The organism is Burkholderiaceae bacterium (genome assembly GCA_024235995.1).
In the GTDB taxonomy this organism is placed as follows: Bacteria; Pseudomonadota; Gammaproteobacteria; order Burkholderiales; family Burkholderiaceae_C; genus Ottowia.
The window spans coordinates 3,398,404-3,422,007 of sequence record JACKLI010000001.1; the positions used below are offsets into that span (position 1 = coordinate 3,398,404).

The following is a 23,604-nucleotide window of genomic DNA, read 5'->3' on the forward strand; positions in this document are numbered from 1 at the left end:
GCAAATCATAGCAATCGGCACGTAGCCTCGAGCGTGAATCCGGATCAACCAGGTGGCCTGGAACCTCACGGCACCCGCATCAGCACCGGCACCCCGGCCGTGCTCAGGCAGCCGGCGGTGACGCTGCCCAGCAGCGCGGTCTTGAGCGCGCTGCGGCCATGGGTGGCCATGGCCAGGATGACGTCGCGCCGGCCGCTCAGGTAGCCGGTGATGGCCTCGGCCGGCTCGCCGTGCAGCACCTCCCAGTCGACGGGCACCCCGAAACGCTTGGCCAGGTCGCGCGCCTGGTTGCGCACGTAGCCGGACTCCAGGCCCTTCATGGCGCCGGTGTCGGGCACTTCGCCACCGGTCGGATTGACCACGCTGACCAGCTCCAACTCGGCGCCGATGCGCTGCGCCAGCTCGCCGGCCGGCGCGATCATGGCCTCGGACAGCTCGGTGCCGTCCAGCGGCAGCACCACGCTGCGCACCTTCAGGGGCGCGGCGCCCACCTGGGCATCGCCGGTGGGGCGGTACACCAGCACCGGAGCGCCGGCGCTGGCGCGCACCACGCGCAGCGCCACGCTGCCCAGCATGGCCTGCAGCAGGCCCGAGCGGCCGTGCGAGGTCATGGCCACCAGCGTGCCGGGCACCTGGCGCGCCTGTGCCAGGATGGCATCGGCCACGTCGCCCGAGGCCACCACGCTCTCGCCCCGGGCACTGTGCGCCGCGGCCAGCCGCTGCAGATAGCCCTCGGCCTCGGGCACGTCGGCCGCCTTGTCCACCACGCGCAGCAGGGTCAAGTCGCTGCCCTGGGCCGCCGCCAGGCCGGCCGCATACGCGATGATTTCCTCCGAATAGGACGATCCGTCCAGGGTCACCAGAATCCGTTCGTACACAGCAAGCACCTCCAGAGTCAGGGTTGTTCGTTGGGCAGAATCAGTGTAGACCAATCAACAGCCGCTAAACCAGCCGCTCGATCCTGCGATGGCGCCACACCCACAGGTAGAAAGCGCTTTGCAGGGCCAGCATGACGCAAAACACCACCGGGTACGACAGCCACACGCCCGGCAGCCCCAGGCGCGCCGACAGCGCGTGCGCCGCCGGCAGCTGCACCAGCACGATCGAGGCCACGCTGATGCCCGTGGGCACCCACACCGTGCCGCTGGCGCGCATGACACCGGCCACCACGGCCTGCATGCCGAACACCACGCTGCCCCACAGCATCACCTGCAGCAGGCCCTGCGCCAGCGCCAGCACCTGCGGCGCGGTGATGAAAAAGCCCAGCAGCCAGCGCGACAGCGCGTAGCCGGCCAGCACCAGGGCGCCGGTCAGCAGCCCGTTCAGCAGCAAGCCGGTGCGCACGATGGCCGACAGGCGCTCGACGCGGCCGGCGCCGATGGCCTGCGCGCCGAGGATGGACGCCGTGATGGCAATCGACAGGGCCGGAAACTGCACGTAGTTGACGATCTGGTTGACCGCGCCATAGGCCGCCGTGGCGTCGGCCCCGTAGCCGTTGACCAGGCTCAGGATGGCCAGCTCGGCCAGCGCGATGGTCACCATCTGCACGCCCGTGGGCACGCCGATGCGCAGCACCGCGCGCAGCAGGCGCGCATCGATGCGCAGCGCGCGCAGCAGTTCGGCGTCCGGCGCCAGCGGGTGGCGCTTGCGGCGCAGATAGACCCACAAAAAAGCCAGCGCCAGCGCAAACGACACCCAGCCCGCCACCGCCGCGCTGACCACGCCCAGCCGCGGCAGGCCGAGCCAGCCGCGGATCAGCGCCGGGGTCAGCAGCAGCCCCACCGCGGTGGACAGGCACAGCGCCAGCAGCGGCGTCACCGTGTCGCCCACGCCGCGCAGGAGCTGGGTGTACAGGATGAACACCAGCAGCAGCGGCATGCCCAGCATCATCACCCGCGCATAGGCCACCGCGTCAGGCAGCAGCTCGGGCGCCGTGCCCAGCGCAACCAGCGCCGGGCGGGCCAGCAGCTCGCCCAGCACGGCGGCCACCGCGCCGATCAGGCCGCCCAGCGCCAGCGCGGTGCCGGCAATGGCTTTGACCTTGTGCGGCTCGCGCGCGCCCCAGGCCTGGCCGATCAGCACCGAGGCGCCCGCGCCCACGCCGATGATCAGCGCGATGAAGAAGAACACCACCGGGAACATGCCCGCCACGGCGGCCAGCGCGTCGGTGCCGAGCATCTGCCCGATGTAGACCGCGTTGACGCTGCCCGACAGCGACTGCAGGATGTTGGCCAGCACCATGGGCCCCAGAAAGGCCAGGTAGGCGCGCCACAGCGGGCGCGCGGGCGCCATGGGGGCTGCGGCGCTCACCGGCCGGCCTCGCCGTCTTCGGCCGGGGCGGTGAACGCGCCGCGCGCCAGTTCGCCCAGGTGCGCGCGCACGTCCTTCGGCCAGCGTGCCGTGCACGCGGCGAAAGCGCGGCCATCGCCCGCAAACAGCGCCCGCGCCGCCTCCTCGAAGCCCGGCTGGTGGCCGGCGATGGCGCTCATGAATTTGTAGGCCCGCTCGCCGGCCCGGCGCCGCCCGTCGGCCGCGTCACCGGATTTGCGTGCCTGCTCGACCAGGCGGCGCAGAGCGGCCGAGGCACCGCCCGGCTGCGTCGCCAGCCATTGCCAATGGCGCGGCAGCAGGGTCACCTCGCGCGCCACCACGCCCAGGCGCGGGCGGCCGGGCGACGGGCGCGGCGCGGCCGGTGCACCGGCCGCGCCGCCGAGGCGCGCCCGCAGCGCCGCCGGCTCGGGGCGCGGCGGCGCGTCCACCGGCGCGCCGGTGGCGTCGTCGAAGACCCACACGGGAGCGTCGGAGCCGGCCAATGCACCCAGGGCCTGAGCGATGTCGGCATACGAGCCGCGCGCCACCTGGCGCTCGCCCACGAAAGCGGTGTATCGGGATGGGAAAAGCGTGTTCATCCCAAAATTATACCCGGGTTAAATAATTTTGCCCGGGTATTTATTGCCGACCGCGCGGACTACCATCGCCCCATGTCCGCACCGTCCCCCGCCCTGCCCCGCGACAGCGAGCGCATCCTGGCGCTGGCCGCGCGCTCGATGTTCGAGCTGTTCGAGAACGCCAGCGAGGGCATGCTGCTGATCGACCGCGACGCGCGCGTGGTCTGGATCAACGAGCAATACCGGCGCTTTCTGCCCGCGCTGGGCTTTGCGCGCGAGGAGGACTTCGTCGGCCAGCCGGTGGCCCGGGTGGTGGACAACACGCAGATGCACGAGGTGCTGCGCACCGGCAAGCCGATCCTGATCGACCTGCTGGGCAACAAGGCGGGCACCTTCGTGGTCAGCCGCATCCCGCTGCGCGACGCCGCGGGCGAGGTGATCGGCGTGCTGGGCATCGTGCTGTTCGACCAGACCTCGGCCCACATGCGGGCGCTGACCGCGCAGTTCGCGCGCCTGCAGCAGCAGCTGCAGGACGCCCAGCGCGAGCTGGACGCGCAGCGCAGCCAGGGCGCGCTGGCCAGGCGCACCAAGTACACGCTGGCCAGCTTCGTCGGCGCCAGCCCGGCGGCGGTGGAGGTCAAGCGCCAGGCGCGGCGCGCGGCGCAGTCGGGCAGCCCGGTGCTGCTGCTGGGCGAGACCGGCACCGGCAAGGAGCTGCTGGCGCACGGCATCCACGCCGCGTCGGCGCGCGCGTCGGGGCCGTTCGTCGGCATCAACATCGCCGCCGTGCCCGAGACGCTGCTGGAGGCCGAGTTCTTCGGCGTGGCGCCGGGCGCCTACACCGGCGCCGAGCGCAAGGGACGCGAGGGCAAGTTCAAGCTGGCCGACGGCGGCACGCTGTTTCTCGACGAGATCGGCGACATGCCGCTGGCGCTGCAGGCCAAGCTGCTGCGCGCGCTGCAGGACGGCGAGATCGAGCCGCTGGGCAGCAACCGGCTGCAGCCGTTCGACGCGCGCATCGTCGCCGCCACCAGCCGCGACCTGCCGGCGCTGGTGCAGGCCGGGCAGTTCCGCGAAGACCTGTACTACCGCCTGAACGTGCTGCCCCTGCGCGTGCCGCCGCTGCGCGAGCGGCGCGGCGACATTCCGGCGCTGGTCGAGGTGCTGGGCGAGGACATGGCGCAGCGCGGCACCCCACCGCCCGAGCTGACGCCCGGCGCGCTGGCGCTGCTGGCCGCGCAGCACTGGCGCGGCAACATCCGCGAGCTGCGCAACGTGCTGGAGCAGGCCGCGCTGCACGCCGAATCCGACCGGCTGGACACCGCGCACATGGAGGCGGTGCTGCGCCTGTCGGGCCTGGCGCCGATCCAGCCCGCGCCGCCCGCCGCCGCGCCGCCGCCCGACGACGAGGCCACCCTGCTGCAACCGATGGCCGAGCAGGTGCGCGCACTGGAGCGGCGCGCCATCGCCGCGGCGCTGCGTGCCACTGGCGGCAACAAGCTGGCGGCCGCGCGCCGGCTGGGCATTTCGCGCGCCACGCTGTACGAGCGCCTGGCTGCGGGTTGATACTGATCGAACGGCAGACAAATGTCTGAATTTCAGTCGTTTATTTGACTAAAATTAAGACATTTCATGGCTGGAGGTTGGTCAATCTCCAGCAAATCAAATACTTGCATCCTGGCACGTCTTTTGCGTTAAGGTCTGCACGCCTTGCCTTTGATTACCCCACTGGAGACATCTTCATGCAACGTCGCTCCCTCATCGCCCTGGCCGCCGCGGCCGCCCTCGTCAGCACCTCGGCGCTGGCCGCCGGCGAGATCAAGATCGCCCACGTCTACAGCAAGACCGGCCCGCTGGAGGCCTACGGCAAGCAGACGCAGACCGGCCTGATGATGGGGCTGCAATACGCCACCGGCGGCACCATGGAGGTGGCGGGCAAGAAGATCGTGGTGATCGAGAAGGACGACCAGGGCAAGCCCGACCTGGGCAAGAGCCTGCTGGCCACCGCCTACGCCGACGACAAGGCCGACCTGGCCGTGGGGCCCACCAGCTCGGGCGTGGCGCTGGCCATGCTGCCGGTGGCCGAGGAGTACAAGAAGATCCTGCTGGTCGAGCCCGCCGTGGCCGACTCGATCACCGGCGAGAAGTGGAACAAGTACATCTTCCGCACCGGCCGCAACTCCAGCCAGGACGCCATCAGCAACGCCGCCGCGATGGACAAGGACGGCGTCTCCATCGTCACCCTGGCGCAGGACTATGCCTTTGGCCGCGACGGCGTGAAGGCCTTCAAGGAGGCGCTCAAGCACGCCAAGATCGTGCACGAGGAATACCTGCCGCAAAGCACCACCGACTTCACGGCCGGCATCCAGCACGCCATCGACGCGCTGAAGGACAAGCCCGGCCGCAAGGCCATCGAGGTGATCTGGGCCGGCGGCACGCCGCCGTTCGCCGCCCTGGCCGCGCAGGACCTGAAAAAGCGCTACGGCATCGAGGTCTTCACCGGCGGCAACATCCTGCCGGCCATGGCCGCCTACAAGAACTTCCCCGGCATGGAAGGCGCCACCTACTACTACTTCGGCATCCCCAAGAACCCGGCCAACGACGCGCTGGTGGCCATGCACTACAAGCAGTTCAAGGCGCCGCCCGACTTCTTCACCGCCGGCGGCTTTGCCGCCGCCGAGGCCATCGTCACCGCGCTCAAGGCCACGGGTGGCGACACCAATACCAACAAGCTCATCAAGACCATGGAGGGCATGAGCTTCGACACGCCCAAGGGCAAGATGACCTTCCGCAAGGAAGACCACCAGGCCATGCAGAGCATGTACCACTTCAAGATCAAGGTGGACCCGGCCTTTGCCTGGGGCGTGCCCGAGCTGGTGCGCGAGATCAAGCCCGAGGACATGCAGATCCCGATCCGCAACAAGCGCTGATTGTCTGGTTGAGCGTTCAGCGTTGAGCGTTGAGCGAGCGGTATTCCACGCTGAACGCTCAACGCCCAACGCTCAACCTCTGCCCATGCTTGAGACCGAGAACCTCACCATCCGCTTTGGCGGCCACGTGGCCGTCGACGCGGTCACGTGCGCGTTTGCGCCGGGTACTCTGACGGCCATCGTCGGGCCCAACGGCGCGGGCAAGACCACCTACTTCAACCTGATCTCGGGCCAGCTCAAGGCCACGAGCGGGCGCGTGCGCCTGAACGGGCGCGAGCTGACGGGCCTGGCGCCGTCGGCGCGCACCAAGGCCGGGCTGGGGCGGGCGTTCCAGCTCACCAACCTGTTTCCCAACCTGAGCGTGCTGGAAAACGTGCGCCTGGCCGTGCAGGCCACGCAGGGCGGCGCGCAGGCGCTCAACCCCTGGCGCATCTGGAGCGACCACCGCGACTGGACGGCGCGCGCCCACGCCATCCTGCAATCGGTGGCCATGCAGGGCCAGCAGGACATGCCCGTGGCCAGCCTGCCGCACGGCGACCAGCGCAAGCTGGAGGTGGCGCTCTTGATGGCGCTCGACCCGCAGGTCTACATGTTCGACGAGCCCACCGCCGGCATGAGCCACGACGAGGCGCCCGTGATCCTGAACCTGATCCGCGCGCTGAAAAAGGACAAGCGCAAGACCATCCTGCTGGTGGAACACAAGATGGACGTCGTGCGCGAGCTGGCCGACCGCATCATCGTGCTGACCAACGGCCAGCTGGTGGCCGACGGCGAACCGGCCGAGGTGATCGCATCGCCGGTGGTGCAAAAAGCCTATCTGGGCGTGGGTCAGGATGAGGAGGCCGCAGCATGAGCGACAACCTGCTCACGCTCGAAGGCGTGCACACCCACATCGGCGCCTACCACATCCTGCACGGCGTCGATCTGCAGGTGCCGCGCGGCCAGCTCACGCTGCTGCTGGGGCGCAACGGCGCGGGCAAGACCACCACGCTGCGCACCATCATGGGCCTGTGGCCCGCCAGCCAGGGCCGCATCCGCTTCGGCGGCCAGGACATCACGGCGCGCCATACGCCGCAGATCGCGCAGGCCGGCATCGCCTACGTGCCCGAGAACATGGGCATCTTCGCCGACCTGACGGTGAAGGAGAACATGGTGCTGGCCGCGCGCGGCGCGCGCACCGCGGCGCAGATCGACGGCACGCGCCTGCAGTGGATCTTCCAGCTCTTTCCGGCGGTCGAGAAGTTCTGGAACCACCCGGCCGGCAAGCTGTCGGGCGGGCAAAAGCAGATGCTGGCCGTGGCCCGCGCCATCGTCGAGCCGCGCCAGCTGCTGATCGTGGACGAGCCCAGCAAGGGCCTGGCGCCCGCCATCATCAACAACATGATCGACGCCTTTGCCCAGCTCAAGCAAAGCGGCGTGACGATCCTGCTGGTGGAGCAGAACATCCACTTCGCCCAGCGCCTGGGCGACAGCGTGGCCGTGATGGACGACGGCCGCATCGTGCACGCCGGCAGCATGGCCGCGCTGGCCGCCGACGAGGCGCTGCAGCAGCGGCTGCTGGGGTTGTCGCTGGCATGAAATTCAAGGCAAATCGGCTTGTCGCCCGCATCCATCCTGCGCAAGCAGCTCACTTATTCATAGTATCGGTGCGGGCATGAAAGCGTTCGACCTCGACTACAAGCCCCTGCTGCTGGTGCCCGTGCTGGCTGCCCTGGCACTGCCGCTCATCGGCTCGGGCTCCACCTGGCTGACGCTCACCGTGGCGGGCTTGGCCATGGGCATGATCGTCTTCATCATCGCCTCGGGCCTGACGCTGGTGTTCGGCCTGATGGACGTGCTCAACTTCGGCCACGGCGTGTTCATCGCGCTGGGCGCCTTCGTGGCCACCAGCGTGCTGGGCGCCATGGGCGGCTGGACGGGCTCGCCCGAGCTGTGGCGCAACCTGCTGGCCGTGCTGCCGGCCATGGCGGCGGCCATGCTGGTGGCGGGCGCGGTGGGCGTGGCCTTCGAGCGCTTCATCGTGCGCCCGGTGTACGGCCAGCACCTCAAGCAGATCCTCATCACCATGGGCGGCATGATCATCGGCGAGGAGCTGATCAAGGTCGTCTGGGGCCCGCAGCAGATCCCGCTGCCGCTGCCGGCCGGCATGCAGGGCTCGTGGCTGCTGGGCGAGGCCGTGATCGAGAAATACCGTGTGGTGGCCGTGATCGTCGGCGCGGTGGTGTTTGCCGCCCTGCTGTGGACGCTGGCGCGCACCAAGGTGGGCCTGCTCATTCGCGCCGGCGTGCAGGACCGCGAGATGGTGGAGGCGCTGGGCTACCGCATCCGGCGGCTGTTCGTCGGCGTGTTCGTGGCCGGCAGCGCGCTGGCCGGTCTGGGCGGCGTGATGTGGGGGCTGTACCAGCAGATCGTGGTGCCGCAGATGGGCTCGCAGGTCAACATCCTGATCTTCATCGTCATCATCATCGGCGGGCTGGGCTCTACCTCCGGCGCGCTGATCGGCGCGCTGCTGGTGGGGCTGATGGCCAACTACACCGGCTTTCTGGCCCCCAAGGTGGCGCTGTTCTCCAACATCGCGCTGATGGTGGCGGTGCTGCTGTGGCGCCCCCAAGGGCTCTATCCCGTGACCAACCGATGATCGTGTCCCACCCCCAGGCTCCACACGCTGCGCGTTGTTGCGCCTCCCCCCTGCGAGGGGGCGCACCCTGTGGCCGGGGAAACCCCGGCCACGGGAGCCTTGGCATGGCCTGCTCCGCGGCCTTCGGCATTTTTGAGGTGGATGCGCCTGCTGCGCTGCATTGCAACCGGGATCATTGACATGCTGTTTAGCCGCCTACTCTCCAACGACCTGCCGCGCAGCAAGTGGCTGGCCGCCGTGCTCGTGCTCATCGTGCTGGGCCTGGCTTGCGCGCCCTTCGTGTTTCCGGGCGTCAAGGCGCTCAACGTGGCGGCCAAGGTGCTGATCTTCATCGTGCTGGTGGCGGCGTTCGATCTGCTGCTGGGCTACACCGGCATCGTCAGCTTTGCGCACACCATGTTCTTCGGTATCGGCGCCTACGGCATCGCCATCGCCTGCACGCGCCTGGGCGCCAACTGGGCGGCGCTGGCCGCCGGCACGCTGGGCGCGCTGGCGCTGTCGCTGGTGCTGGCGCTGCTGATCGGCCTGTTCTCGCTGCGCGTACGCGCCATCTTCTTTGCCATGATCACGCTGGCCGTGGCCGCCGCCTTCCAGACCCTGGCCTCGCAGCTGTCGGCCATCACCGGCGGCGAGGACGGCCTGAGCTTCAAGCTGCCCGAGTGGCTGTCGCCCAGCTTCGAGCCGTTCGACACCGAGGTGCTGGGCGTGCTGATCGACGGCAAGGTCGTTGCCTACTACCTGCTGTTCGTCGTCTGCGTGCTGCTGGTGCTGGCGCTGCTGCGCATCGTCAACTCGCCCTTCGGGCGCGTGCTGCAGGCCATCCGCGAAAACGAGTTCCGCGCCGAGGCCATCGGCTACCGCGTGGTCGTCTACCGCACGCTGTCCTCCGTGCTGTCGGCCCTGTTCGCCACGCTGGCCGGCTGCATGCTGGCGATCTGGCTGCGCTACAACGGGCCCGACACCTCGCTGTCCTTCGAGATCATGATCGACGTGCTGCTGATCGTCGTCATCGGCGGCATGGGCACCGTGTACGGCGCGCTGGTCGGCTCGGTGCTGTTCATGGTGGCGCAAAGCTACCTGCAGGACCTGCTGCGCCTGGCCGGCGAGGCCACCGCCGCCGTGCCGCTGCTGCCCGCCCTGTTCTCGCCCGACCGCTGGCTGCTGTGGCTGGGCCTGCTGTTCGTGCTTTCGGTGTACTACTTCCCCACCGGCGTGGTGGGCAAGCTGCGCGCGCGCCAAGCGGCCTTCCCATCTCACGGATGACCATGCCCTTCACCTCCAACTACCTCGTCTGCTCTGGCCGCCAGTTGCACTACACCGACTGGCAGCCCGCCGCCGGCCCGGTGCGCGGCACCGTCATCGCCTGGCACGGCCTGGCGCGCACCGGGCGCGACATGGACGAGCTGGCCGCGCACCTGTCCGCGCGTGGCTGGCGCGTGGTCTGCCCCGACACCATCGGCCGCGGCCTGAGCCAGTGGGCCGGCGCGCCCGAGCACGAATACTGCCTGGCCTTCTACGCCCGGCTGGCGCGCGAGCTGCTGGTGCAGCTGGACATCGCCCGCTGCCACTGGGTCGGCACCTCGATGGGCGGCGCGCTCGGCACCGTGGCGGCATCGGGCTACTTCGAGCCCGAGCTGAAAAACCGCATCCAGAGCCTGGTGCTCAACGACAACGCGCCGCAGCTGGCGCCCGCCGCCATCGAGCGCATCAAGCAATACGCCGGCAGCCCGCCCGCCTTTGCCACCGTGACCGAGCTGGAGGCCTTCTTTCGCGCCGCCTACCAGTCCTACGGCTGGCTCAGCGACGCGCAATGGCGGCGCCTCGCCGAGACCAGCACGCGCCGCCTGCCCGACGGGCGCGTGACGCCGCACTACGACCCGGCCATCGTCGGCCAGTTCACGCACCACCCCGACGACTACGCGATCTGGCACCACTACGACGCACTGCACATCCCGGTGCTGCTGCTGCGCGGCGCGCAGTCCGACCTAGTGCGGCGCGAGACCGCCGAACAGATGCGCACGCGCGGCCCCGGCGCGCGCGGGCAGCTGCAATGGATCGAGGTGCCCGACTGCGGCCACGCGCCGGCGCTCAACGTGGCGTCGCAGCTCGATCCGGTCACGGCCTTCATCGAAGCCGCCGCCCACCCGCGCTGACGGGTGCCCTGACTACGGCCCCTGCCAGCCCAGCGCCGCCGAAATGCGCTGGCACGCCGCGCGCAGCGCCTGCGCGGCCTCGCCGTCGGCATCGGCCTGCAGCGAAGCGGCCGGACCCACCAGCGTCAGGGCCAGCAGCAGTTGGCCCTGGGCGTCGAACACCGGCACCCCCAGCGCGTTGATGCCGGCGGCGTATTCGCCCTCGACCACCGCCACGCCGCGCCAGCGAATCTGCTCGCGCAGCAAAACCGGCAGCACGCCAGCATGCGCGTCGGACCAAGCGGCAAAGACGCGCCCGGTGGCCGAGCTCTGAAGGTCGAACAAGGCGCCCTCGACCACGCCCACCGACACCCCCTGCCCTGGCTGGCACACGCGCACCGCCGTCACCCCCGCCTCGCCCTGCACCGCCACCAGGCAGGTGCAGCCCAGCGCCTGCGCCAGGCTGCGCGCCTCGGCCGTGGCCAGCGCGATCCAGTCCTGGCGCGCCAGCCAGGCCAGGGCCAGGTTGCGCACCGCCGGGCCGACCTCGTAGCCGCCGCTGGCCGCGTCCTGCTGCACCCAGCCGGCGCGCCCCAGGCTGACCAGGTAGCGGTAGGCCTTGGCCCGGTGCATGCCGGCCAGCCGCGCCAGCTCGGACAGTCCGCAGGCCCTGGGTTGGCGCGCCAGCACGTCGAACAGGGCCAGGCCCAGCTCGACCGACTGGATGCCCACCGGCGCGGCGGCGACCGGCTCGGCCGGGGCGCTGGATGGCGGCTCTGCTTGCTTGTTCATGGGTTTTCGGCTGACACGATGCGCGCATACCCCTGCTGCCAGGCGGGCGGATGGTTGACGTGTGAACGAGTATGCCTTAAATTCCGTCTGTTCCTTATTTCATAACGTTGTTATTTTAATCGTAACACACTGGAGACCCAGCATGAAGAACTTCATCAACTTTCCCCTGGCCGAAGGCGTGCACAGCCGCCAGGCCCACTGCGACATTCCCGACGGCCTGTACGAGCGCGAGCACGGGCGCAACGGCTTCTTCGGCCCGGCCAGCCACATCCTGCACACGCACAAGCCCACCGGCTGGACCAAGTGGGAAGGCCCGCTGGAGCTGACCCTGCTGGACCTCAACAAGCTCGAAGACAGCGCCCCCTGCCCCTGGAAGGCGCGCCGCTTCATGCACAACGCGCAGACGCAGGTGCATTTCTGGAAGTTCGGCGCCTCCATGCCCGAGCTGGCGCGCAACGGCGACGGCGACATGATCCTGTTCTTCCACAAGGGCGAGGGCGACTTCTATTGCGACTACGGGCACATGACGTACCGCGAGGGCGACTACATCAACATCCCGCGCGGCACCAGCTGGCGGCTGGAGACCAAGGTGCGCAACGAGGTGCTGACCATCGAGGCCACCGAAGACTTCTTCATGCTGCCCGAGCGCGGCATCCTCGGCCACCACGCGCAGTTCGACCCGGCGGTGCTGGACACGCCCAAGATCGACGAGGCCTTCAAGGCCCAGCAGGGCGAGTTCGAGACCCGCGTGCGCGCCAAGCGCCGCGGCCAGGTCACCACCGTCACCTTCCCCTACAACTTCCTCGACGCCGCGGGCTGGCACGGCACCTGCGTGCCGGTCAAGCTCAACTGGCGCGACATCCGCGAGCTGCTGTCCGACCGCTACCACCTGCCGCCGACGGTGCACGCCACCTTCCTGTCCAACACCATCATCGTCTGCACCTTCGCGCCGCGCCCGATCGAGAGCGACCCGGGCGCGCTGAAGGTGCCGTTCTTCCACAACAACGACGAGTTCGACGAGTCCATCTTCTACCACCAGGGCAACTTCTTCTCGCGCGACAACATCCAGCCCGGCATGTTCACGCTGCACCCCTCGGGCTTCCACCACGGCCCGCACCCCAAGGCCTTCGCGGCCGCGGCGGCCAACAACCAGGGCGAGCACAAGTACACCGACGAGGTGGCGGTGATGATCGACTCGCGCTACCCGCTCGAGCTCGACAACGTCGACGCCGTCAAGGTGCCGGACTACCTGGACTCCTGGAAGGAGTAGGCCGGCGAGCGCAACGGCCGCTCAGCGGCCCACCGGCCAGCCCTGCAGATGCCTCTGCACCAGGCTGGCCAGCGCCGCCAGCCAGGCCGGGTGGTCGTTCAGGCAGGGCACGTAGCGCAGTTCGCCGCCGCCGGCGGCCTGGAAGGCCGCGCGCCCCTCGATGGCGATTTCCTCCAGCGTCTCCAGGCAGTCGCTGACGAAGCCGGGGCAGACCACGTCCACCCGCCGCAGGCCGGCGCGGCCCCATTGCTCCAGCGTGGTCTGCGTGGCCGGCTCCACCCATTTGGCGCGGCCAAAGCGCGACTGGAACGACAGCGCCCACTCGCCCTCGCTCAGCGCCAGCCGCCCCGCCAGCAAGCGTGCGGTCTGCTGGCATTCGTCGTAATACGGGTCGCCCGCGTCCACCACGCGCTGCGGCACGCCGTGAAAGCTCATCAACAGGCGCTCGGGTCGGCCATGGGCCATCCAGTGCTCCTGCACGCGCCTGGCCAGGGCGTCGACGTAGCCCGCATCGTCGTGAAAGCGGTTGACGAAGCGCAGCTCCGGCACGTGGCGCACCGCGCGTGACCAGGCCGTCACGGCGTCGATCACGCTGGCCGTGGTGGTGCCCGAATACTGCGGGTACAGCGGCAACACCAGCACGCGCGTGCAGCCTTCGGCCTTCAGCGCATCCAGCTCGGCGCCCACCGACGGCTGGCCGTAGCGCATGGCCAGCCGCACGCTCGCGTCGACGCCGCGCTCGCCCAGGTAGCCGCGCAGCATCACGGCCTGCCGGCGGCTGTACACCAGCAGGGGCGAGCCCTCGGGCAGCCAGATGCTCTGGTATTTTTGGGCCGACGCCGCCGGCCGCCGGCGCAGGATCACGCCGTGCAGCAGCGGCTGCCACAGCGCGCGCGGGATCTCCACCACGCGCGGGTCGCGCAAAAACTCCGCCAGGTAGCGGCGCACGGCCGGCGGCGTGGCCGCCTCGGGCGTGCCCAGGTTGCACAGCAGCACGCCCGTGCGGCCGCTCGCCTGACGGGCGGCCTCGGGCTCGGGTCTGAAAAAAGGCATGCGCTATTCTCGCCGCATGATCGATGCCACCCGCATCCGCGCCATCACGCTGGACCTGGACGACACGCTGTGGCCCGTGTGGCCCACCATCCGGCGCGCCGACCAGGCCATGCGCGACTGGCTGGCACCGCACGCGCCGCGCGCCGCCGCGCTGGCGGCCGACGCCAACAGCGCCCAGCAGGCGCGCCGCGCGGTGCTGCAGGCGCGGCCCGAGCTGGCGCACGACCTGGGCGCCATCCGCCGCGAAGTCATCCGCCAGCTGCTGCGAACCGCCGGCGACGACCCGGCGCTGGCCGAGCCCGCCTTCGACGTCTTCCACCACGAGCGCCAGCGCGTCACGCTGTTCGACGACGCGCTGCCGGCACTCGACTTCCTGGCCGCGCGCTACCCGCTCATCGCCCTGTCCAACGGCAACGCCGACGTCGCCCGGGTAGGCCTGGCGCGCTACTTCAGGGCCGCCGTGTCGGCCGCCAGCGCGGGCGTGGCCAAGCCCGACGCGCGCATCTTCCACGCCGCCGCGCAGGCCGCGGGCGTGGCGGCGGACGCGGTGCTGCACATCGGTGACGACGCCGAGCTGGACGCCGCCGGCGCGCTGCGCGCCGGCATGCAGGTGGCCTGGCTCAACCGCGGCGGCGCGCCATGGCCCGACGAGCACGGCCGGCCGCCGCAGGGGGTGCTGCGCGACCTGGCGCAGCTGTGTAAGCTGCTGGCCTGAGCAGCACCGGAAAGCATCCGCCAATCCGGCCCGCGTGCCCGCCGGAGTTCACGCCATGTCCACCCCCACCACCATGCAAGCCGCGTGCATCGACCAACTTGGTGGCCCGATCCGCATCGCCGCCCTGCCTGTACCACGCCCCGGCCCCACCGACGTGCTGGTGCGCGTGGTGGCCAGCGGCGTCAACTCAGTCGACCGCTTCGTGCTCTCGGGCGCCTACCGTACGCCCACACCCTTCCCCTTCGTGCTGGGGCGCGACGCCGTGGGCACGGTGGCCGAGGCCGGGCCGGGCGCGACCGCCTTCAAGGTCGGCGACCGGGTGTGGTGCAACAGCCTGGGTCATGGCGGGCGCCAGGGAGCACTGGCCGAATACGCCGTGGTGGCCGCCGACCGGCTCTATCCCTTGCCCGACGCGGCCGATGCACAGCAGGCCGTGGCCGTGCTGCACACAGCCGCCACCGCGTACCTTGGCCTGGTGCGCCACGCGGGCCTGCAGGCGGGCGAAACCCTGCTGCTCGAAGGCGCCGGCGGCGGCGTGGGCAGCGCGGTGCTGCAACTGGCGCGGACCATGGGCGTGCGCGTCATCGCCACTGCGTCGGCGGCGGACGAAGATTGGTGCCGGCAATGCGGTGCCGAGCGGGTGATCGACTACCACCGCGCAGACCGCTACGAGCAGGTGCGCCACGCGGCACCCGAGGGTATCGATGCCTGGTGGGACAGCAGCAGCCGCAACGACTTCGCCGCCGTGCTGCCGCTGATGCGCGTGGGAGCGCGCGTCGTCCTCATGTCCGGCCTGCGCGACACCAACCCGGTGCTGCCGGTGGGCGCGCTGTACACGCGCGACATCGCGCTGCATGGCTTTGCCATCAGCAACGCCAGCACCCACGACCTGGCCGCCGCGGCGCACGCCATCAACCGCCTGCTGGCCGCGGGCCAACTGCGGGCACGCATTGGCGCCACCTACGCGCTGGCCGACGTGGCCCGGGCCTATGCCGCCATGGCCGCCGGCGGCACGCGCGGGCGCATCGTGATTGCGGTGTGACCCCGGCGGTCAGAACGTCCCGGGATAGGCCCCACCGTCGAGCAGGATGTTCTGCCCCGTCAGGTAGCCGGCCTGCTGGCTGCACAGGAAGGCGCACACGGCGCCGAACTCGGCCGGCGTGCCGAAGCGCCGCGCCGGAATGGGCGCGGCCTGCGCGGCGCGCACCTCGTCCGCCGGCTTGCCGCTTTGCTTGACCATGCCCTGCACCAGGCCGGCCAGGCGGTCGGTGTCGAACTTGCCGGGCAGCAGGTTGTTGATGGTCACGCCCTGGGCCGCCACCTGCGGGTTGCGCGCCAGCCCGGCGATGAAGCCCGTCAGGCCCGAGCGCGCGCCGTTGGACAGGCCCAGCACGTCGATCGGCGCCTTCACCGCGCTGGAGGTGATGTTGACCACGCGCCCGAAGCCGCGCGCCAGCATGCCGTCCAGCGTGGCCTTGATCAGCTCGATCGGCGTCAGCATGTTGGCGTCCACCGCCTTGATCCAGGCCGCGCGGTCCCAGTCGCGGAAGTTGCCCATCGGCGGGCCGCCGGCGTTGGTGACCACGATGTCGAAGTCCGAGCGCCGGGCCAGCACCGCCGCGCGCCCCTCGGGCGTGGTGATGTCGGCCGCCACCGGCAGCACCTGCACGCCCGCCTCGGCGCGCAGCGCGGCGGCCGCCGCCTCCAGCACCTCGGCGCCGCGCGCCACCATCACCACGTTCACGTCCTCGCGCGCCAGCGCCTGCGCGCAGCTCAGGCCCAGGCCCTTGCTGGCGCCGCACACCAGCGCCCACTTGCCGGCAATTCCCAAGTCCATGATTCAAGCTCCTTGTGGTTTCAAACTCGTCCGGCCGGCGCGGCTGAACAGCGCGATGCCGGCCACCACCAGCACCGTGCCCGCCGCCAGGCCCGGCGTGAAGGGCTCGCCCAGCAGCAGCACGCCCATGGCGATGGTGGACAGCGGCCCGATCATGCCCACCTGCGCGGCCAGGCCGGCGCCGATGCGCTCCACCCCCAGCATCACCAGCAGCACCGGCGCGGCGGTGCACAGCGTGGCGTTGAGCAGCGACAGCCACAGCACGGGCTCGGCCACGCGCGCGGCGTCCAGGGGGTTGACCAGGGCGAAGTGCGCGATGCAGCACAGGCTGGCCACGGTGGAGGCCAGGCCCACCAGGCGCAGGGCGCCGATGCGCCGCACGAACTGGCCGCTGAAAAACAGGTACAGCGCGTAGGACGCCGCCGACCCCAGCACCCACAGCGCGCCCCAGGCCGTGGCGCCGCCGGGCGCCGCATGCAGCTCGAAGCCGAACACCAGCAGCGCGCCGCCGTAGCTCACCAGCGTGGCCAGCACGTGGCCGGGCGTGATGGCGCGTCCGCGCCAGGCCCAGTCGTAGACCAGCACCAGGGTGGGCGTGAGGTACAGGATCAAGCGCTCCAGCCCGGCGCTGATGTGCTGCAGGCCGACGAAGTCCAGCATGCTGGCCAGGTAGTAGCCGCAAAAACCCAGGCCCAGCACCGCCCAGCGCTCGTCGCGGCGCAGCGCCGCCCGCCCGCGCCCGCCCCACCAGGCCATCAGCACGAAGAAAGGCAGGGCCATCAGCATGCGGTACATCAGCAGGGTGATGGCGTCCACCCCGTAGCGGTAGGCCAGCTTGACGATGATGGCCTTGCCGCTGAAGCCGATGGCGCCCACGGCCGCCAGCGCGATGCCGATGGCTCTGCTGTTGATAGCTGCCGGGGCAGGCTGGATGCCCGCTTCAGCCATGTTGGCTTGCCAAGCCGTGGAACCCGCGCGCGACGGCGAGTCCGATGCGGCCCGGGCGGGTGCTGCGGATGACGGCGTGAAGCTTGAGCGGCATGGCGGTGAAACGCTTGAACGGCCAGGCCGTCGAGAATAGCGGATCGGCCATGCCGGCGCAGGCGTCGTGGCGATGAGGGATGCCGGGCGCAGTCCTATTGGGCTTGCGGCGGGGCCGGCGGCGTCGCATCGGTGTCGACGATGCGGTGGTGCAGCCGCCGCAGTCCGGCCCACACGATGAGTGCCACCACCGGCACGGCGATGGCCATGCTCGCTTCCACGCCCAGCGGCCAGCCCAGGCCGTGCGCGCCCTTGACCACGTAGCCGACCAGCCCGACCACGTAGTAGGTGATGGCCGCCACCGACAGGCCCTCCACCGTGGACTGCAGCTTCAGCTGCAGGCCCTGGCGCCGGTTCATGGCCGCCAGCAGCTCGCGGCTGCTGTGCTGCTGCTCGACCTCCACGCGGGTGCGCAACAGGTCGCCCACGCGGGCGATGCGCGCCGACAGCGCGGCCTGGCGCCGGTCGGCCGAGCGGCAGGTGGCCATGGCCGGCGCGTAGCGGCGATCCATGAAGTCGCGCAGCGACTGCATGCCCTCGATGCGGACCTCGGCCATGTCGTTCAGGCGCTGGCGCACCAGCTCGTCGTAGGCGGCGCTGGCCGAAAAGCGCGTGTGGGTGCCCGCGTACAGGCTCTCCAGCTCGGCGGCCAGGCGGGTCAAGCGGTCCAGCAGCGCCGGCTCGTCGGCGGGCGCGGCGCTGCCGATGGCCTGCGCCAGCGCGGCCAGCTCGGCCTCGCCGCGATCGAGCCAGCGCGCCACCTGGCGCGCCGCCGGCAGGCCCAGCAGGGCCGCCATGCGGTAGGTCTCGACCTCCAGCACGCGCTGCACCAGGCGGCCCAGGCGCCGCGGCGTCACGGCATCCGGGCCCTCGTCGCCGGTCAGCACCAGCACGCGCAGGCAGCCGTCGGCGCGCAGGCGCAGGTCGGTGTGCAGGTCGCTGCCATGGCTGATCACGCGCGAGCCGGTCACGCCGGGCGATTCGCCGAACAGCGCGTGCAGCAGGCCCTGGCCGCCGCCGGCGGGCCGCGGCACGGCCCACAGGTGCACGCCGGTCAGCGCCTGGCCCGGCAAGGCCTCGCGCCAGGCGGCGGGCAGCTGCTCAGCCGCCGTGGGAGACTCGCCGCCACCCAACTCGGCCAGCTGCGCCGCCTGCAGCCGGCGCAGGAAGGACCAGGTGACGAACTCGGTGTGCAGCTCCCAGCGCAGGCTGAGCTCGCCCCACTCGGCCTGCACGAAGGCCGCGTCCTCGGCCGGCGCCGCCAGGCCGTGGGCGGCCAGCAGGGCGGCCAGGTGCGCGCGGCTGGCCGCCCGCCCCTCGGCGTCCACCCACTGCACCCAGTGCGTAACGGCCAGCGGCGCCTGCACGGCCTGCGGCGGGCGCGCATGCACCTCCTGGTGCAGGGCCAGGCGCAGCGCGGGAGTCAGTGGATCGATGGGCATGGTGGGCAGCAAGGCAAAGCCGGCATTGTGCGTTGCCAAAAAAACGGCGCCCGGATGGGGCGCCGCTTGCTCCCGGGACGGGCGTCAGTCCTCGACGAAGGCCACCTCGCGGCTCTTCTTGACCGAGGGCAGCACGACGATGATCAGCAGCACCAGCGCCAGCGCCAGCAGCGTGGCCGAGATGGGCCGCGTCACCAGCACGCTCCACTCGCCGCGCGACAGCAGCAGCGCGCGGCGCAGGTTCTCCTCCATCATCGGCCCCAGGATCAGGCCCAGCAGCAGGGGCGCGGGCTCCATGCCCAGCTTGTGGAAGATGTAGCCGATGATGCCGAACCAGCCCATGATCCAGATGTCGAAGGTGTTGTTGTTGGTGGTGTACACGCCGATGGCGCAGAACAGCACGATGGCCGGAAACAGCCAGCGGTAGGGCACCGTCAGCAGCTTGATCCACAGGCCGATCAGCGGCAGGTTCAGGATCACCAGCATGGCGTTGCCGATCCACATCGAGGCGATCAGGCCCCAGAACAGGTCGGGGTTGCTGGTCATCACCTGCGGGCCGGGCTGGATGTTATGGATGGTCATGGCCCCCACCATCAGCGCCATCACCACGTTGGGCGGGATGCCCAGCGTCAGCAGCGGGATGAACGAGGTCTGCGAGCCCGAGTTGTTGGCCGACTCGGGCGCCGCCACGCCACGGATGTTGCCCTGGCCAAAGGGCACTTCGCCGGGCTTGAGCCGGGTCTTCTTCTCGATCGTGTAGGCCGCGTAGGCCGACAGCACCGCACCGCCGCCCGGCAGGATGCCCAGCATGGAGCCCAGCAGCGTGCCGCGCAGGATGGCCGGGGTCATCAGCTTCCAGTCCTCCTTGCTGGGGTACAGGTGCTGCAGCTTGACGTCGAACACCTCGCGCTTTTCGCCGGCCCGGCCCAGGTTGGCGATGATCTCGCCGTAGCCGAACACGCCCATGGCGATGGCGATGAAGCCGATGCCGTCGGTCAGCTCGGGGATGTCGAAGCTGTAGCGCGCCACGCCCGAGTTGACGTCGGTGCCCACCAGGCCCAGCAGCAGGCCCAGCACGATCATGCCGATGGCCTTGATGAGCGAGCCCGAGGCCAGCACCACGGCGCCGATCAGGCCCAGCACCATCAGCGAGAAGTATTCGGCCGGGCCGAACTTGAAGGCCACCTCGGTCAGCGGGATGGCAAAGCCCGCCAGCACCAGCGTGCCGAAGCAGCCGGCGATGAACGAACCGATGGCCGCCGCCGACAGCGCCGGCCCGGCGCGGCCCTTGCGCGCCATCTGGTAGCCGTCGATCACCGTCACGACCGACGACGCCTCGCCCGGCAGGTTGACCAGGATGGCGGTGGTGGAGCCGCCGTACTGCGCGCCGTAGTAGATGCCCGCCAGCATGATCAGCGCCGACACCGGCGGCAGCGCGTAGGTGGTGGGCAGCAGCATGGCGATGGTAGCCACCGGGCCGACGCCCGGCAGCACGCCGATCAGCGTGCCGAGGAAACAGCCGACGAAGGCATACAGCAGGTTCTGCATCGTGAAGGCGACGCTGAAACCCAGGGCGAGGTGTTGAAACAATTCCATGATCGTGATCCCTCGTGTCGCTCAACCCGAAATGAAGCTCGGCCAGACCTGCATCTGCAGGTTGAGCCCCCAGACAAAGACCACCCAGCTGCCGGCCGCCAGGACGATGGCCAGGATGATCACCTCCTTGAGCTTGAACTCGGGGCCGGCGTAGGCCGACACCAGGGTCAGCACGATGATGCCCACCATCACGCCCAGCGCCGGAATCCCCAGCGCGGGCAGGCCGCCCAGCAGGATGCCGAACAGGAAGTTGGCCAGGATGATGTAGATCAGCGGCTTCCAGGCCCACTTGCCGATCGGGTCGCCGTCGATGGTCTCGACCACCAGCGCGCGGAACATGATGATGGCGCCGAGGATGGCCAGCAGGCCGCCCACCAGCAGCGGGAAGTAGCCCGGGCCCATGCGGGCCGCGTCGCCGATGGTGTAGTTGAAGGCCCCGATGGCGAAGCCGCCGCCGATGACCAGGTACAGCAGTCCGGCGAAGAAGTCCTTTTGACTCTTGATGCGCACGCGTCATCTCCTGAAGTGACAAGACAACGCGCATTGTTCCCGGCCCGCCGCGGCCGATCCATGTGGATACCACCTACCCCGCCTAGGGATTACCCCAAAGACGTTTGCCCTTCGTACTCCGGGCTGCAGGCCCGCTTCATTGCAGCGGCGGCGTGGCCGCGATCACCTCGGCCAGCGTGGTCAGCCCGTCGGCCGCGCGCAGCGCGCCGGCCAGGCGCAGCGGGCGCATGCCGTCGGCCACCGCCTGCTTGCGCAGCGCGGCCAGGTCCACGTCGCCGCGCACCTGGGCGCGAAAGGCGTCGCTCACCGCCAGCAGCTCGTAGATGCCCATGCGCCCGCGGTAGCCGGTCATGCGGCATTCGACGCAGCCCACCGCCTGGTACGGGCGGTAGTTGCCCTTGTTGATCTTCCAGGGCCGCACGGCCTCGGCCAGCAGCGCGGTGCTGGCCTCGTCGTCCACCCGCTTGCACAGCGGGCACAGCGTGCGCACCAGGCGCTGCGCCAGCACGCCCAGCAGCGTGGCGCCCAGCAGGTAGGGCGGCACGCCCAGCTCCATCAGCCGCGTGAAGGCCGAGGGCGCGTCGTTGGTGTGCAGGGTGCTGAACACCAGGTGGCCGGTGAGCGCGGCCTGCACCGCCATCTCGGCCGTCTCCAGGTCGCGGATCTCGCCGATCATGATGATGTCCGGGTCCTGGCGCATCAGCGCGCGCACGCCCTCGGCAAAGCCGAAGTCCAGCTGCGGCTGCACCTGGGTCTGGTTCAGGCGCGGGTCGATGTTCTCGATCGGGTCCTCGATGGTGCTGACGTTGACCTCCTCGGTGGCCACGCGCCGCAGCGTGGAGTACAGCGTGGTGGTCTTGCCCGAGCCGGTGGGCCCGGTCACCAGGATGATGCCGTTGGGCCGCGCCACCAGCTGCTCCCAGCGCTCGGCGTCGTGCGGGGTGAAGCCCAGCGCCGCCAGGTCCTTGACGGCGGTCTCGGGGTCGAAGATGCGCATCACCAGCTTCTCGCCGAAGGCGGTGGGCAGGGTGGACAGGCGCATCTCGATCTCGTCGCCGGCGGGGTTGCGCGTCTTGATGCGCCCGTCCTGCGGGCGGCGGCGCTCGACCACGTCCATCCGCCCCAGCAGCTTGACGCGCGCGGTGATGGCGTTCATCACGCCCGGCGGCACCTGGTAGACCGGGTGCAGCACGCCGTCGATGCGAAAGCGGATCACGCCCTGCTCGCGCCGCGGCTCCAGATGGATGTCGCTGGCGCGCTGGTTGAAGGCGTACTGCCACAGCCAGTCCACCACCTGGATCACGCCCTGGTCGTTGGCGTCCAGCTGGCGGCCGGCGCGGCCCAGCTCCACCAGCTGCTCGAAGCTGGCGCCGGCGGCCGCGCCGCCGCTTCTTTGCGCCGCGCGCACCGACTTGGCCAGGGCGAAGAACTCGGCCGTGTAGCGCCGGATGTCGGCCGGGCTGGCCACCACGCAGCGCACCGGGCGGCGCGCCTGGCGCTCCACCTCGCCCACCCAGTCGGCGATGAAGGGCTCGCTGGTGGCCACCACCACCTCGGTGGCGCTGGCCTGCACCGGCAGCACCTTGTGGCGCTCGGCGTAGCTGGCGCTCATGGTGTCGGCCACCTTGCCGGCGTCCACCTTGAGCGGGTCGATGCGCAGGTACTGCAGTCCGGCGCGGCCGGCCAGAAAGCGCGTCAGCTCCTCGATGTCCAGCGCCGCGCCGTCGCCGGCGCGCGCCACGCCGACGCTGGCCAGGCGCTCCAGCGCGGACTGCGCGCTTTCGGCCTGCGAGCAGCGCCGCGCGGTGCGCTCGGCCTCCTCGGCGGTGATCACGCCGTCCTCGTGCAGCCACTGCAGCAGCAGGTGCCAGGGTACCGGCCCCTGGTGGCGCGGTGCCAGGGCTTCGAGCGGCGCGGGGCGGGAGTGTTTTTTCATTTTTCAAGGGCCTTGAACACGCGCAGCCACTTGCGCGCCGGCAGCCCCCAGCGCGCCTCCACGGCCTCGGCCTGCGCCTGCAGCGCCGCGCGCTTGGGGCGCGTGGGCGTGCGCTGCGCCAGCACCACGGCATTGCCCTCGCGCGTGGGCTTGAAGGCCCACACCGCGCGCACGCCAAAGGCCTCGGCGATGCGCGCCAGGCTGCGCTCGAAGCTGGCCGCGCGGCCGAACAGGTTCACCGTCATGCAGCCGTCGGCGGTCAGCAGGCGACGGCAGGCGGCGTAGAACTCGGCGCTGTCGAGCACCGGCGCGGCCGCGTCGTCGTCGTACAGGTCCACCGCCAGCGCGTCCACCGTGCCCCACCACTCGCCGCGCTCGATCTCCTGCGCCGCGTCGGCAATCACCACGCGCAGGCGCTCGTCGTCCGGCGGCAGCTTGAACCAGGCGCGGCAGACGTCGGCCACGCGCGGGTTCAGCTCCACCACCGTGCAGGTCATTCTCAGTTTTTTGTAGCAGAACTTGGTGATGGCGCCCGCGCCCAAGCCCAATTGCATGGCATGGCGCCCGGCCACCGAGGCCGGCGGCACGAACAGCAGCCAGGCCATCATGCGCTGCACGTACTCCAGCTCGATGTCGAACGGCGCGTCGATGCGCATCGCGCCCTGGATCCACTCGGTGCCCAGGTGCAGGCAGCGCACGCCGCCGCCCTCGGACAGGTTGACTTCGCTGGGCAGGGGCGTGCTTGATTTCACGCTCCAAGCGTATCACCTGGGGCGGCGCGCCCGGCTGCCGCGCTATGCTGAACACTACCTTTTTTGCCTTCA

23 protein-coding genes are annotated in these 23,604 nt (G+C 70.5%); 10 read left to right on the plus strand and 13 right to left on the minus strand.

The annotated features are described in order from the left end of the window. Positions 1 to 65: 65 nt before the first annotated feature. The 3 genes from H6927_16225 to H6927_16235 form a co-directional block, all read right to left on the minus strand. The gene (locus tag H6927_16225; protein ID MCP5219638.1) at positions 66 to 878 is read right to left on the minus strand and encodes a universal stress protein; all 813 of its coding nucleotides are present in this window, start codon (positions 876 to 878) and stop codon (positions 66 to 68) included. 64 nt (positions 879 to 942) lie between these two features. Next, positions 943 to 2,292, minus strand: a complete 1,350-nt coding sequence (locus H6927_16230; protein ID MCP5219639.1) for an MATE family efflux transporter — start codon at positions 2,290 to 2,292, stop codon at positions 943 to 945. A gap of 14 nt (positions 2,293 to 2,306) precedes the next feature. After that, positions 2,307 to 2,909: a DUF2239 family protein gene (locus tag H6927_16235; protein ID MCP5219640.1), complete on the minus strand. Its 603-nt coding sequence runs from the start codon at positions 2,907 to 2,909 to the stop codon at positions 2,307 to 2,309. A 72-nt stretch (positions 2,910 to 2,981) separates the two neighbouring features. Here H6927_16235 and H6927_16240 point away from each other — a divergent pair, with 72 nt between their 5' ends. The 7 genes from H6927_16240 (at position 2,982) to H6927_16270 (ending at position 10,609) form a co-directional block, all read left to right on the plus strand. Continuing rightward, positions 2,982 to 4,454: a sigma 54-interacting transcriptional regulator gene (locus H6927_16240; protein MCP5219641.1), complete on the plus strand. Its 1,473-nt coding sequence runs from the start codon at positions 2,982 to 2,984 to the stop codon at positions 4,452 to 4,454. A 176-nt stretch (positions 4,455 to 4,630) separates the two neighbouring features. Further along, positions 4,631 to 5,818 carry a substrate-binding domain-containing protein gene (locus H6927_16245; GenBank protein ID MCP5219642.1) on the plus strand — a complete coding sequence of 396 codons (1,188 nt, stop codon included), beginning with the start codon at positions 4,631 to 4,633 and terminating at the stop codon, positions 5,816 to 5,818. Positions 5,819 to 5,903: 85 nt separating this feature from the next. Next, entirely contained in the window at positions 5,904 to 6,671 is a 768-nt protein-coding gene (locus tag H6927_16250; protein MCP5219643.1) for an ABC transporter ATP-binding protein, read from the plus strand. Next, on the plus strand, positions 6,668 to 7,396 hold the full coding sequence (locus tag H6927_16255) for an ABC transporter ATP-binding protein (GenBank protein MCP5219644.1): 729 nt from the start codon (positions 6,668 to 6,670) through the stop codon (positions 7,394 to 7,396). Before H6927_16250 ends, H6927_16255 begins: the two co-directional genes overlap by 4 nt. Positions 7,397 to 7,472: 76 nt before the next feature. Beyond that, complete coding sequence (locus H6927_16260; protein MCP5219645.1) at positions 7,473 to 8,456, plus strand: branched-chain amino acid ABC transporter permease; 984 nt, start codon at positions 7,473 to 7,475, stop codon at positions 8,454 to 8,456. A gap of 183 nt (positions 8,457 to 8,639) precedes the next feature. Then, positions 8,640 to 9,719: a branched-chain amino acid ABC transporter permease gene (locus H6927_16265; protein ID MCP5219646.1), complete on the plus strand. Its 1,080-nt coding sequence runs from the start codon at positions 8,640 to 8,642 to the stop codon at positions 9,717 to 9,719. 2 nt (positions 9,720 to 9,721) lie between these two features. After that, entirely contained in the window at positions 9,722 to 10,609 is an 888-nt protein-coding gene (locus H6927_16270; protein ID MCP5219647.1) for an alpha/beta fold hydrolase, read from the plus strand. Positions 10,610 to 10,621: 12 nt separating this feature from the next. Here H6927_16270 and H6927_16275 read toward each other — a convergent pair whose 3' ends face one another. Continuing rightward, entirely contained in the window at positions 10,622 to 11,380 is a 759-nt protein-coding gene (locus tag H6927_16275; GenBank protein MCP5219648.1) for an IclR family transcriptional regulator, read from the minus strand. Between the two features lie 142 nt (positions 11,381 to 11,522). Here H6927_16275 and H6927_16280 point away from each other — a divergent pair, with 142 nt between their 5' ends. Continuing rightward, a complete protein-coding gene (locus H6927_16280) occupies positions 11,523 to 12,650 on the plus strand; it encodes a homogentisate 1,2-dioxygenase (GenBank protein MCP5219649.1) in 1,128 nt (375 codons plus the stop codon). Positions 12,651 to 12,671: 21 nt separating this feature from the next. Here H6927_16280 and H6927_16285 read toward each other — a convergent pair whose 3' ends face one another. Then, entirely contained in the window at positions 12,672 to 13,703 is a 1,032-nt protein-coding gene (locus H6927_16285; GenBank protein MCP5219650.1) for a ferrochelatase, read from the minus strand. A gap of 16 nt (positions 13,704 to 13,719) precedes the next feature. Here H6927_16285 and H6927_16290 point away from each other — a divergent pair, with 16 nt between their 5' ends. Both H6927_16290 and H6927_16295 read left to right on the plus strand, forming a co-directional pair. Beyond that, positions 13,720 to 14,418, plus strand: coding sequence for an HAD-IA family hydrolase (locus tag H6927_16290; GenBank protein ID MCP5219651.1), 699 nt, complete (start codon positions 13,720 to 13,722; stop codon positions 14,416 to 14,418). 73 nt (positions 14,419 to 14,491) lie between these two features. Then, a complete protein-coding gene (locus tag H6927_16295) occupies positions 14,492 to 15,460 on the plus strand; it encodes an NADPH:quinone reductase (protein MCP5219652.1) in 969 nt (322 codons plus the stop codon). Positions 15,461 to 15,469: 9 nt separating this feature from the next. On the opposite strand, the gene H6927_16300 is transcribed toward H6927_16295, so the two are convergent. The 8 genes from H6927_16300 to H6927_16335 all read right to left on the minus strand — a co-directional run bounded on the left by H6927_16300 (position 15,470) and on the right by H6927_16335 (position 23,532). Then, positions 15,470 to 16,255, minus strand: a complete 786-nt coding sequence (locus tag H6927_16300; GenBank protein MCP5219653.1) for an SDR family oxidoreductase — start codon at positions 16,253 to 16,255, stop codon at positions 15,470 to 15,472. A 3-nt stretch (positions 16,256 to 16,258) separates the two neighbouring features. Continuing rightward, on the minus strand, positions 16,259 to 17,203 hold the full coding sequence (locus H6927_16305; protein MCP5219654.1) for a DMT family transporter: 945 nt from the start codon (positions 17,201 to 17,203) through the stop codon (positions 16,259 to 16,261). Continuing rightward, positions 17,196 to 17,348 (minus strand): hypothetical protein, encoded by a 153-nt coding sequence (locus H6927_16310; GenBank protein MCP5219655.1) that lies wholly within the window; start codon positions 17,346 to 17,348, stop codon positions 17,196 to 17,198. The genes H6927_16305 and H6927_16310 overlap by 8 nt, the downstream gene beginning before the upstream one ends. 43 nt (positions 17,349 to 17,391) lie before the next feature. Next, entirely contained in the window at positions 17,392 to 18,738 is a 1,347-nt protein-coding gene (locus H6927_16315; GenBank protein MCP5219656.1) for a DUF3422 domain-containing protein, read from the minus strand. Positions 18,739 to 18,822: 84 nt separating this feature from the next. Next, positions 18,823 to 20,334: a tripartite tricarboxylate transporter permease gene (locus H6927_16320; GenBank protein MCP5219657.1), complete on the minus strand. Its 1,512-nt coding sequence runs from the start codon at positions 20,332 to 20,334 to the stop codon at positions 18,823 to 18,825. A 21-nt stretch (positions 20,335 to 20,355) separates the two neighbouring features. Further along, a complete protein-coding gene (locus H6927_16325) occupies positions 20,356 to 20,844 on the minus strand; it encodes a tripartite tricarboxylate transporter TctB family protein (protein ID MCP5219658.1) in 489 nt (162 codons plus the stop codon). A 136-nt stretch (positions 20,845 to 20,980) separates the two neighbouring features. Continuing rightward, a complete protein-coding gene (gene tadA / locus H6927_16330; protein ID MCP5219659.1) occupies positions 20,981 to 22,780 on the minus strand; it encodes a Flp pilus assembly complex ATPase component TadA in 1,800 nt (599 codons plus the stop codon). Beyond that, entirely contained in the window at positions 22,777 to 23,532 is a 756-nt protein-coding gene (locus tag H6927_16335; GenBank protein MCP5219660.1) for a spermidine synthase, read from the minus strand. Before H6927_16335 ends, tadA begins: the two co-directional genes overlap by 4 nt. Positions 23,533 to 23,604 lie beyond the last annotated feature (72 nt).